This is a genomic window from Streptosporangium roseum DSM 43021 (assembly GCF_000024865.1).
GTDB classification, from domain to species: domain Bacteria; phylum Actinomycetota; class Actinomycetes; order Streptosporangiales; family Streptosporangiaceae; genus Streptosporangium; species Streptosporangium roseum.
The window spans coordinates 1862812-1877679 of record NC_013595.1 but is presented as its reverse complement, the minus strand read 5'-3'; the positions used below and the strand labels follow the sequence as shown (position 1 = coordinate 1877679).

The window sequence follows — 14868 nt, the reverse complement described above, 5'->3', positions numbered from 1 at the left end:
ATGAAGATCATCAATCCGGCGACCGAAGAGGTGCTCGCCGAGGTCGGGTCCGTGGACGCCGCCGAGGTGGACCGGGCGGTGGAACGCGCCAGGCGCGCCTTCGCCACCTGGCGGAACATCGGCCCGGGTGACCGTGCCCGGCTGCTGCGCGCCTTCGCCTCCCTGGTGGAGGAGCACGCCGAGGAGCTGGCCCAGCTGGAGATCGCCAACTCCGGGCACACGGTCGGCAACGCCCGCTGGGAGGCGGGCAACGTCCGCGACGTGCTGAACTTCTACGCCGGGGCGCCCGAACGCAACCACGGCAGGCAGATCCCGGTGGCCGGCGGGCTGGACGTCACCTTCCAGGAGCCGCTGGGCGTCGTCGGCGTCATCGTTCCGTGGAACTTCCCGATGGTCATCATGACCTGGGGGGTGGCCCCCGCGCTGGCCGCGGGGAACACGGTGATCGTCAAGCCCGCCGAGTGGACGCCGCTGACCGCCCTGCGGCTGGCGGAGCTGGCCCTCGCGGCCGGCCTCCCCGAGGGGGTGCTCCAGGTCCTGCCCGGGGCCGGGGAGGTGGCGGGGGCCCGGCTGGTCGACCACCCCGACGTGGCGAAGATCGTGTTCACCGGCTCGACCGCGGTCGGCAAGGAGATCGCCGCCAAGTGCGCCGCGCAGGTCAAGCGGATCACGCTGGAGCTGGGCGGCAAGAGCGCCAACGTGGTCTTCGCCGACGCCGACCTGGAGAGAGCCGCGGCGACCGCCCCGTACGCGGTCTTCGACAACGCGGGCCAGGACTGCTGCGCGCGCTCCCGCATCCTGGTGGAGCGCACGGTCTACGACGACTTCCTGGAACGGCTCGCGCGGGCGGTGCTGAAGGTCAGGGTCGGCGACCCGCGCGAGGAGGGCACCGAGATGGGCCCGCTGATCAGCGCCGAGCACCGGGACCGGGTCGCCTCCTTCGTCACCGGGCCGGTCCACCTGCAGGGGCCGTGCCCGCCGGGTCCGGGCTTCTGGTTCCCGCCGACGGTCCTGACCCCCGGCCGCCTCGACGACCCGGCGTTCACCGAGGAGATCTTCGGACCGGTGGTGTCGGTGGTCCCGTTCGACGACGAGGCCGACGCCGTACGGATCGCCAACGACACGAGGTACGGCCTCAGCGGGTCCATCTGGACCAGGGACGTCGGCCGCGCGCTGCGGGTGGCGCGGGCGGTCGAGGCGGGCAACCTCAGCGTGAACTCCCATTCGAGCGTCCGCTACTGGACGCCGTTCGGCGGCTTCAAGCAGTCCGGGCTCGGCCGCGAACTGGGCCCCGACGCCCTGTCCGCGTTCACCGAGACCAAGAACGTCTTCATTTCGGAGGATTGACAGCCATGCAGCGTTTGCAGGACCGGGTCGCCGTCATCACCGGCGCGGGGAGCGGGATCGGCCTGGCCACCGCCCGCCGGTTCGCCGAGGAGGGGGCCCGCGTCGTGTGCGTGGACCTGGACGAGGCGAGCGGGTCGGCGGCCGCGGCCGAGGTGGGCGGCCTGTTCGTCAAGGCCGACGTCACCGTCGAGGCCGACGTCGTCCGGATGTACCAGACGGCGTTCGACACCTACGGCAGCGTGGACATCGCCTTCAACAACGCGGGCATCTCGCCGCCGGAGGACGACTCGATCCTGGAGACCGGCATCGACGCCTGGCGCAGGGTGCAGGAGGTCAACCTCACCTCGGTCTACCTGTGCTGCAAGCACGCCATCCCCTACATGCGGCGCCAGGGCAAGGGGTCGATCATCAACACCGCGTCCTTCGTGGCCGTGATGGGCTCGGCCACCAGCCAGATCTCCTACACCGCGTCCAAGGGCGGGGTGCTGGCCATGTCCCGCGAACTCGGCGTGCAGTTCGCCCGCGAGGGCATCCGGGTCAACGCGCTCTGCCCGGGACCGGTCAACACTCCGCTGCTGCAGGAGCTGTTCGCCAAGGACCCCGAGCGGGCGCAGCGCCGCCTGGTGCACATCCCGGTCGGCCGGTTCGCCGAGGCCTCCGAGATCGCCGCCGCGGTGGCGTTCCTGGCCTCCGACGACGCGAGCTTCGTCACCGGGTCGGAGTTCCTGGTGGACGGCGGCATCTCGAGCGCCTACGTCACCCCCCTGTGATCGTCCCCGGACAGGACGGCGGCGTCCGGGCGCACCCCCGGCCGCCACCGTGGACGGCGCCCGGGTTTGCCCACCCCATACCTTCTCCTCGATAACGTGCCGGGAGTTCCTCGGTGACCGTGCCGGGAGGCGGGCACGGCCCCCGCGTCCCGGCACCCGGCACCCGGCAAGAAAGAGATCATGTCCCGTCCCGTCATCGGCATCACCTGCTACGTCGAGCCCGCGAAGTTCACCGTCTGGGAGATGACCACCGCGCTCCTGCCGTACGACTACGTCGACCACGTGGTCCGTGCGGGCGGGCAGCCGGTGATCCTGCCTCCGGCGGGCGACCCGGCCGCGCTGGCGGGACGGCTGGACGGGCTGATCCTGGCCGGTGGCGGCGACGTCGATCCGGCCCGGTACGGCGCGGCCCCGCACGAGCGGACCGGCAACGTCCGGGGTTTCCGCGACGACGCCGAGTTCGGGCTGGTGCGGGCGGCCCTGGAGCGGGGCATCCCGTTCCTGGGGGTCTGCCGGGGCCTGCAGGTCCTGAACGTCGCCCTCGGCGGCACCCTCCGGCAGCACCTGCCCGACGTGGTCGGCCACAGCGGGCACGCCCCGGCCCCCGGCGGCTTCGGCCGGATGCCGGTACGGCCGGTGCCCGGCAGCCGGCTCGCCAAGATCCTCGGCGTCGAGACCGCGGACGTGGCCCACTACCACCACCAGGCCGCCGACCGGCTGGGCGCGGGCCTGACCGCGACCGCCCACGCCGACGACGGCACGGTCGAGGCGGTGGAGCTGGAGGACCACCCGTTCGCCGTCGCCGTCCAGTGGCATCCCGAGGCCGACGACGAGAGCCTGCTGTTCGAAGAACTCGTACGGCAGACCCGTTCCTGACCTGTACGGCCGCCTCCAGACCTGTACGACCGCCTTCGGACCTGTACGACCGCCTTCGGACCTGTACGACCTGTACGGCCGCCTCAGGACCTGTACGGCCGCCTCAGGACCGCCTCTTCAGCCGTCTCCGGACCACCCCGAAGCACGCCGGGACGCCCGGAACCCCTCCGAACCGCTCCCAACGGCGAGAACACGCCGTCCGGGGGATTTCGCTCGGCCGGTGCGGACGGTTAGGCTGGCTACGACACCGATGAATCCCGTGCGGGAGAGCGTCCTGACATCCAGACCAGGACCCCTGAAGGAGCAAGCCCTCCCCGCGAACCTCTCAAGGCAAAGGACCGTACGGGTAGGTGACCTCTGGAAAGCAGGCCTGACGGCCTCGCCGAAGGTGAAAGTCCGGCAAAAACCGGGCGAAGCTCTCAGGCATCGATGACAGAGGGGGAGGATGCTCTCATCTGACCCCTGCCTGAGGTGCGAACATGTCCCGATCCACGCCGCTGCGCGGTGTCCACGAGACCCTCGGCGCGACGCTGACCGACTTCGCGGGCTGGCTGATGCCGCTGCGCTACGGCAGCGAGTCCACCGAGCACAACGCGGTCCGCCAGGCGGCGGGCCTGTTCGACCTGTCCCACATGGGCGAGATCTTCGTGACCGGCCCGCAGGCCGGCGAGGCCCTCGACTACGCGCTGGTCGGCCACCTCTCCGCCCTTGAGCCGGGCCGCGCCCGCTACACGATGATCGTCGACCCCTCCGGCGGCGTGCTGGACGACCTGATCGTCTACCGCCTGGCGGACGAGGAGTTCATGGTCGTCGCCAACGCCTCCAACTACCCGCGGGTCGCCGCCGAGCTCACCGAGCGCGCCAAGGCCTTCGACGCCGCCGTGGAGGACCGCTCCGAGCAGTACGCGCTGGTCGCGGTCCAGGGCCCGCACTCCCGCGCCATCCTGGGCGAGCTGACCGACGCCGACCTCGACGGGCTCAAGTACTACGCCGGCCTGCCCGCCACGGTGGCCGGCCGCGAGGCCCTCGTCGCCCGCACCGGATACACCGGCGAGGACGGCTTCGAGCTGTTCGTCGCGGCGGACGACGCCGAGCCGCTCTGGGCCGCGCTCACCGAGGCGGGCGAGCCGTACGGGCTGCTCCCGGCCGGGCTGTCGGCGCGCGACACCCTCCGCCTGGAAGCGGGCATGCCGCTGTACGGAAACGAGCTGTCGGCCGACCTGACTCCGTTCGACGCGGGGCTCGGCCGTGTGGTGAGGTTTGACAAGCCGGGTGACTTCGTCGGCCGGGCCGCCCTGGAGCCGCTCAAGGACGTCCCGCCGAGCCGTCGCCTGGTCGGACTGGTCGCGACAGGCCGCCGGGTGCCCCGGCACGGCTATCCGGTGGTCTCCGCGGACGGCGCCGTCGTCGGCGAGGTCACCAGCGGAGCGCCCTCCCAGTCCCTGGGCAGGCCCATCGCCATGGCCTACGTGGACGGCGACCTGTCCACCGGCCTGGCGGTGGACATCCGGGGCAGTCGCGAACCGGTCGATGTTGTCGAACTGCCTTTCTACAGGAGGAAAAAATGAGCAGCATTCCCGATGACCTGCACTACACCAAGGAGCACGAGTGGATCTCGGGCATCGATGACGGCCTGACCCTCACCGTGGGCATCACCGCCTACGCCGCCGAGGCGCTGGGTGACGTGGTCTACGTGCAGGTCCCCGAGGTCGGGACGGCGGTCAGCGCAGGTGACGCCGTCGGCGAGGTCGAGTCGACCAAGTCGGTGAGCGACATCTTCGCCCCCGTGGGCGGTGAGATCGTCGAGGTCAACCAGGCGGTCGTGGACGACCCGTCCCTGGTCAACAGCGACTCCTACGGGGAGGGCTGGCTGTTCCGCGTCCGTCTTGAGGGCGACGCCGACGACCTGCTGTCCGCCGAGGAGTACACCGCTCTCACTTCAGGCGAGTCCTGAAATTTCTCCTCTTGCGCCGTGATCATGCGCGTCATCCGGCGCGCATGATCACGGCGATGTGAAGGCAGGGACCAGATCAATGGCGATCAGCGTCTTCGATCTCTTCAAGATCGGAATCGGCCCGTCCAGCTCGCACACCGGCGGGCCGATGGCCGCCGCGCACAAATTCGCCCGCGGCCTCGACCAGGACGGGCTCCTGGACAAGACCGCCGGAGTCGAGGTGATCCTGTACGGCTCACTCGGACTGACCGGCAAGGGCCACGGCAGCGACAAAGCCGTCCTTCTCGGACTGTCGGGCGAGAAGCCGGAGCTCGTGGACGTCGACACCGTCGACGACCGGCTGGCCGCCATGCGCGCCTCCGGGACGATCCTCCTGTACGGCTCGCGCGAGATCCCCTTCGTCGTCGGCGAGCATCTCGTCTTCGAACGCAAGATCTCGCTGCCGCACCACCCCAACGGCATGCGCTTCACCGCCCTGTCCGAGACGGGCGAGCCGCTCCGCGAGAAGGTCTACTACTCGGTGGGCGGCGGCTTCGTCGTGGACGAGAACGCCACCGGCGCCGATCGGATCAAGCCCGACGACACCGCCCTGCCGTACCCCTTCACGACAGCCGCCGAACTGCTCACCCACTGCGCGGAGACCGGCCTGTCGATCTCCGGGCTGATGCTGGAGAACGAGAAGGCCTTCGGCCGCTCGGAGCAGGAGATCCGCGAGCAGTTGCTGAACCTGTGGCGGGTCATGGCCGAGTGCGTCCGGCGCGGCACCGCCAAGGAGGGCGTGCTGCCCGGCGGGCTGAAGGTCAGGCGCCGGGCCCACCAGCTCTACCGGCGGCTGCAGAGCGAGTCCCCCGAGAAGGACCCGCTCCAGGCCATGGACTGGGTCTCGCTGTACGCCCTCGCGGTGAACGAGGAGAACGCGGCGGGCGGCCGGATCGTCACCGCCCCGACCAACGGCGCCGCGGGCATCGTCCCGGCCGTGCTCACCTACTACGACCGCTTCACCCCCAAGTCCGACGACGAGGGCGTGGTCCGCTTCCTGCTCACCGCCGGGGCGATCGGCGTGCTGTTCAAGGAGAACGCCTCCATCTCCGGCGCCGAGGTCGGCTGCCAGGGCGAGGTCGGCTCGGCCTGCTCCATGGCCGCCGCCGGGCTCACCGAGGTGCTGGGCGGCACCCCGGAGCAGGTCGAGAACGCCGCCGAGATCGGCATCGAGCACAACCTGGGCCTGACCTGCGACCCCATCGGCGGCCTGGTCCAGATCCCGTGCATCGAGCGCAACGCGGTGGCCTCGATCAAGGCCATCGCCGCCGCCCGGATCGCGCTGCGCGGCGACGGCCGCCACTTCGTCTCCCTGGACAAGGCCATCAAGACGATGCGCGACACCGGCCGCGACATGCTCGACAAGTACAAGGAGACCAGCCGGGGCGGCCTGGCCGTCAACGTCATCGAGTGCTGAACGGGGCGCCCGGCGGCAAGTCGCCGGGTGCCCACCCCGCGGGCCTCCCGGGCGAACGCCCCGCGGGCCCCTCGACCTGTCCGGCAAACAGGTCAATCGGCATGATCTTCATCATCTCGTACAGGACCGCCCGTCCTCGCGCCTATGCTGGGGTGCCTTGTCGCGGAGGCTCCCGTCACGGAGCCCTCCTGTCGCGGAGACTCGGGAGGTTCTGGTGTCAGCGGGAGTACGCCCGGCGAGCCGCTTCCTCCGCGCCCACTGGCTCTTCCTGGCCGCGCTGCTGGCCGGCGCCGGGCTCAGGACCCTGGCCGTGCTCGGCTACCGGCCCGCCCTGTGGTTCTGGGCCGACTCCTTCGTCTACCTCAACGCGGGACTCGACCCCCGCCCCCTGGAGTCGCGCCCCTCGGGCTACTCGCTGTTCCTGTGGGCGCTGCAGCCGCTGTCGAGCGTCCAGGCCGTGGTCGTGGTCCAGCACCTGCTCGGCCTGGCCGTGGCCGCCTGCGTCTACCTCCTGCTGCGCCGCCTGGGCGGCCTGCCCGGCTGGGGCGCGACACTCGCCGCGCTGCCGGTGCTGCTGGACGTCCACCAGATCCAGCTCGAACACCTCGTCATGGCCGACCTGCTCATGGAGTTCCTGGCGGTGCTGGCGGTCACGCTGCTGCTGTGGTGGCGGCGGCCGCCGGTCTGGGTCGCCCTCCTCGCCGGGTTCCTGCTCGCCGCCGCGACCGTCACCCGGACGATCGGGCTGCCGCTGATCGCCGTGGTGCTGGTCTGCCTGGTCATCGGCCGCGCCGGCTGGAAGGCGGTCACCGCCACCGCGCTGGCCGCCGCGATCGGCCTGGGCTCCTACGCCGCCTGGTTCGGCTCCGAGTACGGCACCTACGGGCTGACCCGCGGAAACGCCTTCCTGTGGGCGCGCACGGCGACCTTCGCCGACTGCGCGAAGATCAAACCGACCGGGCCGGAGGCCGCCCTCTGCCTCACCGAGCCACTCAGCGAGCGCAAGCCCCCACCGGTCTACATCTGGGACGGCGCGTCGCCGCTCAACAAGATCAAGGGCACCTGGGCCGAACGCGACAGGCTCGCCGGCGACTTCGCCACCCAGGCCATCAAGGCACAGCCCCTGGACTTCCTCCGGGCGGGCCTGACCGACGTGGCCCACATCTTCGCCTGGGACCGCAGGGTCTACCCCACCCCCGGCCCGCAGAGCGCGTACATCTTCCCCGAGACGGCCAGGCCCTTCCCCAAGGGGACCGCCTCCCAGGGGAAGACCGCCCAGGAGCTGACCATCGCCTACCAGGGCGCCTCCGGCGCGCCCTCCCTGGCCGAGCCTTATGCCGGCTGGCTGCGCGCCTACCAGCAGTACGGCTTCCTCCGCGGCCCGTTCGTCGCCGCGATCCTGCTGATCGGCCTCGCCGGCGTCCTGCTCCGCCTGCGGCGGCTCGGCGGCCCCGCGCTGATGCCGTGGGCCGCGGGCACCGTCCTGCTGGCCCTGCCGCCCTTCATCGCGGCCTTCGACCACCGCTACGTGGTGCCCGCCCTGCCGCTGGCGTGCCTGGCCGCCGGACTGGCCTTCGGCCCCCGGCGGCGCTCAGCGACGCCGCACGTGCAGCCGGACGACCGCTCCGAGCCCGTCGTGGCCGACCGTCCTGCGGACCTTGCCCACGGCGTCCTTGTTCAGCCGCGCCACGAGTTTGGCGACGTCCGTCTCTGGCCCGCAGACGACCCCGATCCGCAGCCGGTCGCCCGCCACCGACCTGACCTGGATGCGCCTGAGCCCTTCGACTTCTTTAAGCGCGACCCCCAGCATCGCGGTCCCGCTCCCCGTCCGGCTCCCCCACCGCCCCCACCCCACGGCGCCCAGCACCCACCGGATCGCCAGCAGCGTCAGCGCCATCAGTAGCAGCGCGACCAGCCACCCCACCAGCGGATGCTCGGCCAGATAGCCCGGGATCCCCTTGTTCAGGATCCGGTCCCCACGCGGCTGGGGGAGCTTGCCCTGCCCCCGCAGGAACCCGTAGAGCCCGGCCCCGGCCAGCACCGCTCCGGTGACGGCCAGGCCGATCCGGTTGCCCAGGTACGCCTTCATCAGATCCCCCGCCTGCGCAGCCGTACCACGACCTCACCTCCGCACATCGCGCCCAGACCTGCCATCCGGTCGCCGACCGCCGTACCGACCTGACGCAGCAGGTGCCCGGTCCGGTCAGCGTCGCTGACCACCGTGATCTCGATGTTCCGCCATCCGAGACGGACCCGCGCCCTGCCCACGTCGTTGACCGACTCGGCCGCCGCCCGCAGCGTACGGCGGAGCCCCGACCTGGTCAGGCCCATCACCATCCGGGGATCGGCGGCCTCCAGCGGCACCAGCCGGGTCCTCCCCGGCAGCACCGCGAGCCCGAGCAGCAGGACCCCGGCCGCCGCCGCGAGCAGCGCCAGGGCGAGCGGGCCGGAGTCGGACCATCTCGACTCACCGGCCCAGGCGGCGAACTGCCGGTACGGCATCCGCCCGAACGGCGAGTCCGTCACCAGGCCGACCGTCGTCCCGGTCGCGGCCGCCAGCGCGACGGACACCGTCAGGGCGACCACCACACCGGCCGGGGTCCTGCCCGGCCTCAGCAGCCGCAGCGACCGGCGGCGGACCGCCTGCAGGCTCTCACCGCCCGCCGTGCCGCCCGCGCTCGACATGATGTCCTGGAGAGTGCTCATCACCCGGTCAGGTCTACGCGGCCCCGGCAGCCCGGGGGAGATCCGACCGGCCACTTTCACGATCTTGGGACCGCTCTGGCAGGAGAATTTACCGCCCCGACATTAACATGAATAATATTCATATTCGGTTGGATCAGGTTATCCTGCCGTCATGGATGACCGCCAGCGCTACGACCGGGCCACCGTACAACTGGATCCCCCCTTCGCCGTGCTCGACCTGGCAGCCCTGCGCTCCAACGCGTCCGGCATGACCAGGCGCGCCGGCGGCAAACCCATCAGGGTCGCCAGCAAGTCGATCCGATCCCGCCCCGTCCTGGAACGGATCCTCGCCATGGACGGCTTCGCCGGCATCATGGCCTTCACCCTGCCCGAAGCCCTCTGGCTCGCCTCCACCGGACTACGCGACATCCTCGTCGCCTACCCCACCGCGGACCGCGCCGCACTCACCGCACTCGCCGCCGACACCCGCGCGGCACAGGAGATCACGGTGATGATCGACCGGACCGAACACCTGGACTTCATCGAATCGGCCGTCACCGACGTCCGCGACCGCCACGAGATCCGGATCTGCCTCGACATCGACGCCGGATACGTCGCCCTCGGCGGCAGATTCCGCGCGGGCGCCCGGCGCTCCCCCGTCCGCGACGCCGACCAGGCCGCCGACCTCGCCGCCGACGTCGCCAAACGGCCCGGCTTCCGCCTGGTCGGCCTGATGGCCTACGAAGCACAGATCGCCGGAGTCGGCGACAACCCCCCCGGCAACGCCGCCCTCACCCGGGCGATCCGCCTGATGCAGGCCCGGTCACGGCGCGAACTGATCACACGCAGAGGCCGCATCGTCCAGGCCGTCACCCAGGTCGCCGACCTGGAGTTCGTCAACGGCGGCGGCACCGGCAGCATCGAGAAGACCACCCGCGAGAAGGCCATCACCGAGGTCGCCGCCGGATCGGGCTTCTTCCACCCCCGCCTGTTCGACTTCTACCGGAACTTCACCGGCCGCCCCGCCGCCCTGTTCGCCCTGCCCGTCGTCCGCCGCCCCGCCCCCGGAGTCGTCACCGTCCTCGGCGGCGGCTACCACGCCTCCGGCGCCCCCGGCCCCGACCGCCTCCCCCAGCCCTACCTGCCCTGCGGGCTGCGCTACGACTCCGACGAGGGCGCCGGCGAGGTCCAGACCCCACTCCTCGGCCAGGCCGCCGAAGACCTGCGCGTCGGCGACCGCGTCTGGTTCCGGCACGCCAAGGCGGGCGAGCTCTGCGAACGCTTCGCCACCCTGCACCTGATCGAAGGCGACGAGATCGTGGACCAGGTCCCCACCTACCGCGGCGAGGGCAGGACCTTCCTGTGAACACAGTCGAGCAGCCTGATCACGAACGGGCACCCTGACACGAGCGGACACCCTGAACACGGACGGGCACCCTGAACACGGACGGGCACCCTGACACGAGCGGACACCCTGAACACGGACGGGCACCCTGACACGGGCGGACACGCCCGCCGCCGGGCCGCCGGTGCCGGCCCGGCACCGGCGGACACCCCCGGGATCAACGGCGCCGGCGCCGCCACAACATGACCATCGCGCTGACCGCCAGCACCACGCCCACGCCGATCAGGACCGGCGCCAGGTCCGGCTGCTCGTCCGCCCACAGATCATCGGGCTCGTCCCCCAGCCTGACGGGCCGCGGCGCACCCCCCACCACCTCGCCGACCCTGTCTCCCACCGAGACCAGGAACTGCTTCGCACTCAACTCCGCCTTGCTGACGGTCCGCCTCGCGACCTTCTTCGGGCTCACCCGATCGGCGATGGCGTCAACCGTCTGGGCCAACTCCGCACGGGTCCGCTCGATCCGCCGTTCCAACTCCGCGGGATCGGTGTCCGCCATGGCTCTCCTCTCATCGCCCTTGACATTGATCAGTCTGTCAGGTCCGGCCCTCCCACGACACTTCGGGCAGGCCGGTAAGTTGACCTGGGAACAATTCCTCGGAGGAGCCGAATGAAACTCGAACCGGGCGACGCCGCCCCGGACGTCACACTTCCCGCCGCCGACGGCACGACCGTGTCCCTCGACGCCTACCGTGGCAAGCGGGTCATCCTCTACTTCTACCCCGCCGCGATGACCCCCGGGTGCACCAAGCAGGCCTGTGACTTCCGCGACAGCCTCGCCTCCCTGACCTCCGCGGGCTTCGTGGTCCTCGGCGTGTCGAAGGACACCCCGGCCAAGCTCGCCAAGTTCGTCGAGCACGACGCCCTGACCTTCCCCCTGCTGTCGGACCCCGGCCTGGAGGTCCACAAGGCCTACGGCGCCCACGGCGAGAAGACGATGTACGGCAAGACCACCGTCGGGGTCATCCGCTCCACCTTCGTCATCGACGCCGACGGCAAAATCGAAAAGGCCCTCTACAACGTGAAGGCGACCGGCCACGTGGCCCGCCTCCGCCGCGAACTCGGCCTCGATTAAATGCCTTTTTTCACCATTTAGCACGACCCGCGCATGCCCCAGGAATTGTCAGTCCCATTACTTATCCTTGGGGCATGCCAACCAAGTACACCCCCGAAATATTGGCCGAGGCGGCAGCCAACTCTCTGAGCATCGCCGACGTCCTCCGCCACCTCGGCGTGAAATGGACCGGCGGCTCCCACGCCCACATCAGTCGCCGCCTGAAGCACTTCGGAATCGATACCTCACACTTCTTGGGGCAGTCACACCACCGAGGACAGCCCTCACCCAGGCGCCTCCGCCCCGAACAGGTTCTCGTCGTCCTACCGGATGGCAGCCCCCGCCCCAACCCCAGGCAGCTCAGAAGGAGCCTGATCGCAACCGGGATGCCACATCGCTGCGCGGACTGTAAGATCGAGGCAGTCTGGCAAGGTCGGCCACTGACGCTACACGTCGACCACATCAGCGGCAATTGGCTTGACAACAGAAAAGAAAACCTGCGATTTCTCTGTCCAAATTGCCATTCACAGACAGAAAGTTTCGCAGGAAAAAGCAAGGGGCCGTAGTCCAAAGGCAGAGACACGCGGTTTAGGTCCGCGCCAGTTCGGGTTCGAATCCCGACGGCCCTACAGAACAGAAAATGATTATCCATTAATCAGATCGCCAGTTAATTTCATTTCCCAGCCGACCCGAGAGACGCTTTAAAAAAGCATGGCGGCGCCAAGAAGTAAGGTCACCCGGGATTTACGGCAGTACATGAAACAAATCAACTGGTGGGGCCGGTCGGCTGCGGCGGTGGTGAGCGCGACGCCGCCGACCGGTCACGGGATCTGGCTCAGTCGGTGCGGCGCAGCAGGAGGGTGACGAAGCCGAGGATGTCGCGGTAGCCGTTGAGCCACATGTCGCGGTGGTCGCGGGCTGCGGCGAGGGCGGCGTCGCCGTCGGGGCCGGGGTGGTCGAGGGCCCAGTTGGTGAGGGTGCCGATCCAGGACCATTCGTATTCGTGCCATTCGGCGAGGTCGCTGGTGTGGCCGTAGACGGTGGCGTATCCGGCGTCCTCGGCCTGGGCAACGGTCGCGGAGAGGTCGCCGTAGTCGTCGAGGTTCGCGCCGAGCTTGGTCAGTGCCTCCGGGGTGGGGGGTGTCTCCCAGAAGCCCTCTCCCACCAGTGCGAGTCCTCCGGGTCGCAGGTGGCGGCGTATGTCCTGCATGGTCGCGGTGAGCCCGTCGAAGGCGTGGGTGGAGCCTACGCAGAGGACGAGGTCGTAGGGTTCGGTGCCGGTGAAGTCGGCGGCCGGGACGTGGTGGAGGCCGAGCCGGTCGGACAGCCCGCGCTGGTCGGCGGCTTTCTGGGCGGCGGTCAGCGCGTGCTCGGAGATGTCGACCCCGTCGGCGACTGCTTCGGGGTGGAGTTCCAGTGCCCGCAGCACCCAGGGCGCCTCTCCGCAGCCGAGGTCGAGGATGCGTGCTCCGGGGGCGAGTTTGGCGCGGGTGAGCAGGCGCTCCAGGTTTTGCTCGCTCACCGGGGCGGCGATCGGGTGATCGTAGTGGGCGATGTGACTGATTAACTGGCGTTCCATCGGAGGAACTGTGCCAGAGGCCGAGGAAGGGGCGCCATCGGATTAAATCCGGCATTCGGCCAGGTCTGGGGGGCTGCGGGGAGTGCTGGGGCTGCGGCTGGAGCCGGGTGGTCCTTCGGCCGGCTCAGCGGTGTGGAGCGGTCAGCCGGTGGCGGTGGCGGACGGTCAGCCCGTCACAGTGACGGTCGGTCGGCCGGAGGTGGACGGTCAGCCCGTGGCGGTGACGGACGGTCGGCCGTGGCGGTGACGGACGGTCGGCCGGAGGTGGACGGTCAGCCCGTGGCGGTGACGGACGGTCGGCCGTGGCGGTGACGGACCGTCGGGTCGCGCGGTGCATCCTCTTCACCGCGCGACCCGGCGTGATTGTGATCCGCCATCACAAACATTCTCCCTTTACTCACCCCGGAGGGTGCTCCCGGAAACCATGATGCCCAATGAGGGGTAAAGAACACGTAAGCCATGTGCGATGTGCGACCTGGGTCGTAGGCGGGACTCCCCCTTGAGGGGGAAGGGCATTGATCTGCGGATACGTATTGTGGTGGTGTGTTCGGCAGATTGCGCGCCCGGAGCCGGCGCCATCCCGGTGTCGTGGACGCCCTGTGGCTGGCGCCGTTCATGCTGGCCTCTCTGGGCACTCTTTTCATGATCGCTTTTAGCTCGGAGGGGTATCAGAGCGGGCTGCTGGATCCGTGGGTCTATCTGGTGCTGGGTCTGGTGCTGGTGGGGCCGCTGTTCTGGCGGCGGAGCCGGCCGCTGACGGTGTTCGCGATCGTCTCGGTGGCGAGTTTCGGCCAGTGGCTCGCCGGTGTGGATCCGTTGCCGTTCAACGTGGCCGTGCTCATCGCGATGTACGCGGTGGCGTCGCTCCGGCCGTTGCGCTGGGCCGTGGCGGCGGGTCTGGTGGCCGAGCTGGGGTTGGCTCTCTCGTTCGGTCAGATAACGACGAATCCTGATCCGGGGACTTTCGCCAGTGCGTCGGTGTTCGTGGTCGCGATATGGATCGCGGGGATCTACGCCAACACGCGCCGTCGCTATCTGGAGAGTCTGGAGGAGCGGGCCGAGCGGGCCGAGCATGAGCGGGATCAGCAGGCGCGGCTGGCGGCGGCGGCGGAGCGGGCCAGGATCGCCCGTGAGTTGCACGATGTGGTCGCGCACAACGTGAGTGTGATCATTGTTCAGGCCGATGGGGCGGGTTACGCGATCGACAGTGATCCCGAGCAGGCCCGTGTGGCCATGCGGGCCATCGCTGAGACGGGGCGGCAGGCGCTGGCCGAGATGCGCAGGATGGTGGGGGTGCTGCGGACGGACGGTGTCGCCGTCGAGGAGTATGCCCCGCAGCCGAGTCTGTCGCAGTTGGACGAGTTGGTGGCGCAGGTGCGTTCTTCGGGGTTGCCGGTCGAGCTGCGGGTCGTCGGGGTTCCGCAGGAGCTGCCGGAGGGTGAGCAGTTGACGGTGTACCGGATCGTTCAGGAGGCGCTCACCAATACCCTCAAGCATGGTGGTCCGGATGCCAGTGCCACGGTCGAGATGGAGTACGGCGTGCGTGAGCTGCTTTTGCGGGTGACCGATGACGGTCGTGGTGGGGCCGCTGCGGGGCGTCCGGGCGGGCATGGGCTGGTCGGCATGCGGGAGCGTGCCGCGATGTTCGGTGGGAGCATCGAGGCCAGGCCTCGGTTGGGTGGTGGGTTTCAGGTGACCGCGCGGTTGCCGATCGGTGAGACCGGGCGGAGCCGGGCCGCGTGATG

The 14868-nt window shown here is 70.0% G+C and carries 14 protein-coding genes, 1 tRNA gene and 2 riboswitches; of the genes, 12 read left to right on the top strand and 3 right to left on the bottom strand.

Annotated features, from left to right (window positions below; genetic code table 11):
* The 7 genes from SROS_RS08475 to SROS_RS08445 all read left to right on the top strand — a co-directional run bounded on the left by SROS_RS08475 (window position 1) and on the right by SROS_RS08445 (window position 8306).
* The gene (locus SROS_RS08475) at window positions 1-1347 is read left to right on the top strand and encodes an aldehyde dehydrogenase family protein (RefSeq protein ID WP_012888495.1); all 1347 of its coding nucleotides are present in this window, start codon (window positions 1-3) and stop codon (window positions 1345-1347) included.
* A 5-nt stretch (window positions 1348-1352) separates the two neighbouring features.
* On the top strand, window positions 1353-2117 hold the full coding sequence (locus tag SROS_RS08470; protein WP_012888494.1) for a 3-oxoacyl-ACP reductase: 765 nt from the start codon (window positions 1353-1355) through the stop codon (window positions 2115-2117).
* A gap of 180 nt (window positions 2118-2297) precedes the next feature.
* On the top strand, window positions 2298-2993 hold the full coding sequence (locus SROS_RS08465; RefSeq protein WP_012888493.1) for a gamma-glutamyl-gamma-aminobutyrate hydrolase family protein: 696 nt from the start codon (window positions 2298-2300) through the stop codon (window positions 2991-2993).
* A 252-nt stretch (window positions 2994-3245) separates the two neighbouring features.
* A riboswitch (glycine riboswitch) is annotated at window positions 3246-3344 on the top strand.
* Window positions 3345-3439: riboswitch (glycine riboswitch) on the top strand.
* 33 nt (window positions 3440-3472) lie between these two features.
* A complete protein-coding gene (gene gcvT / locus SROS_RS08460; RefSeq protein ID WP_012888492.1) occupies window positions 3473-4561 on the top strand; it encodes a glycine cleavage system aminomethyltransferase GcvT in 1089 nt (362 codons plus the stop codon).
* Window positions 4558-4947, top strand: a complete 390-nt coding sequence (gene gcvH, locus SROS_RS08455) for a glycine cleavage system protein GcvH (RefSeq protein ID WP_012888491.1) — start codon at window positions 4558-4560, stop codon at window positions 4945-4947. The genes gcvT and gcvH overlap by 4 nt, the downstream gene beginning before the upstream one ends.
* Before the next feature lie 79 nt (window positions 4948-5026).
* A complete protein-coding gene (locus SROS_RS08450) occupies window positions 5027-6403 on the top strand; it encodes an L-serine ammonia-lyase (protein WP_012888490.1) in 1377 nt (458 codons plus the stop codon).
* A 214-nt stretch (window positions 6404-6617) separates the two neighbouring features.
* Window positions 6618-8306: a hypothetical protein gene (locus tag SROS_RS08445; RefSeq protein WP_012888489.1), complete on the top strand. Its 1689-nt coding sequence runs from the start codon at window positions 6618-6620 to the stop codon at window positions 8304-8306.
* A gap of 185 nt (window positions 8307-8491) precedes the next feature.
* Here SROS_RS08445 and SROS_RS08440 read toward each other — a convergent pair whose 3' ends face one another.
* Window positions 8492-9109: a DUF6286 domain-containing protein gene (locus SROS_RS08440; protein WP_012888488.1), complete on the bottom strand. Its 618-nt coding sequence runs from the start codon at window positions 9107-9109 to the stop codon at window positions 8492-8494.
* A 151-nt stretch (window positions 9110-9260) separates the two neighbouring features.
* Between SROS_RS08440 and SROS_RS08435 the strand changes: the two genes are divergently transcribed.
* Window positions 9261-10454, top strand: a complete 1194-nt coding sequence (locus SROS_RS08435; RefSeq protein WP_012888487.1) for an amino acid deaminase/aldolase — start codon at window positions 9261-9263, stop codon at window positions 10452-10454.
* A gap of 196 nt (window positions 10455-10650) precedes the next feature.
* Here the strand turns inward: SROS_RS08435 and SROS_RS08430 are convergent, their stop codons facing one another.
* Window positions 10651-10989 carry a DUF3618 domain-containing protein gene (locus SROS_RS08430; protein WP_012888486.1) on the bottom strand — a complete coding sequence of 113 codons (339 nt, stop codon included), beginning with the start codon at window positions 10987-10989 and terminating at the stop codon, window positions 10651-10653.
* A 111-nt stretch (window positions 10990-11100) separates the two neighbouring features.
* Here SROS_RS08430 and bcp point away from each other — a divergent pair, with 111 nt between their 5' ends.
* The 3 genes from bcp (at window position 11101) to SROS_RS08420 (ending at window position 12173) form a co-directional block, all read left to right on the top strand.
* Window positions 11101-11565 carry a thioredoxin-dependent thiol peroxidase gene (gene bcp, locus SROS_RS08425; RefSeq protein WP_012888485.1) on the top strand — a complete coding sequence of 155 codons (465 nt, stop codon included), beginning with the start codon at window positions 11101-11103 and terminating at the stop codon, window positions 11563-11565.
* A 74-nt stretch (window positions 11566-11639) separates the two neighbouring features.
* Window positions 11640-12110, top strand: a complete 471-nt coding sequence (locus SROS_RS54375) for an HNH endonuclease (RefSeq protein WP_081453060.1) — start codon at window positions 11640-11642, stop codon at window positions 12108-12110.
* A tRNA-Leu gene (locus tag SROS_RS08420) sits at window positions 12101-12173 on the top strand. Before SROS_RS54375 ends, SROS_RS08420 begins: the two co-directional genes overlap by 10 nt.
* A gap of 206 nt (window positions 12174-12379) precedes the next feature.
* Here SROS_RS08420 and SROS_RS08415 read toward each other — a convergent pair.
* Entirely contained in the window at window positions 12380-13123 is a 744-nt protein-coding gene (locus tag SROS_RS08415) for an SAM-dependent methyltransferase (RefSeq protein ID WP_012888484.1), read from the bottom strand.
* A gap of 543 nt (window positions 13124-13666) precedes the next feature.
* On the opposite strand from SROS_RS08415, the gene SROS_RS08410 reads away from it, so the two are divergent.
* A complete protein-coding gene (locus tag SROS_RS08410) occupies window positions 13667-14866 on the top strand; it encodes a sensor histidine kinase (protein ID WP_148268990.1) in 1200 nt (399 codons plus the stop codon).
* Window positions 14867-14868: the final 2 nt, after the last annotated feature.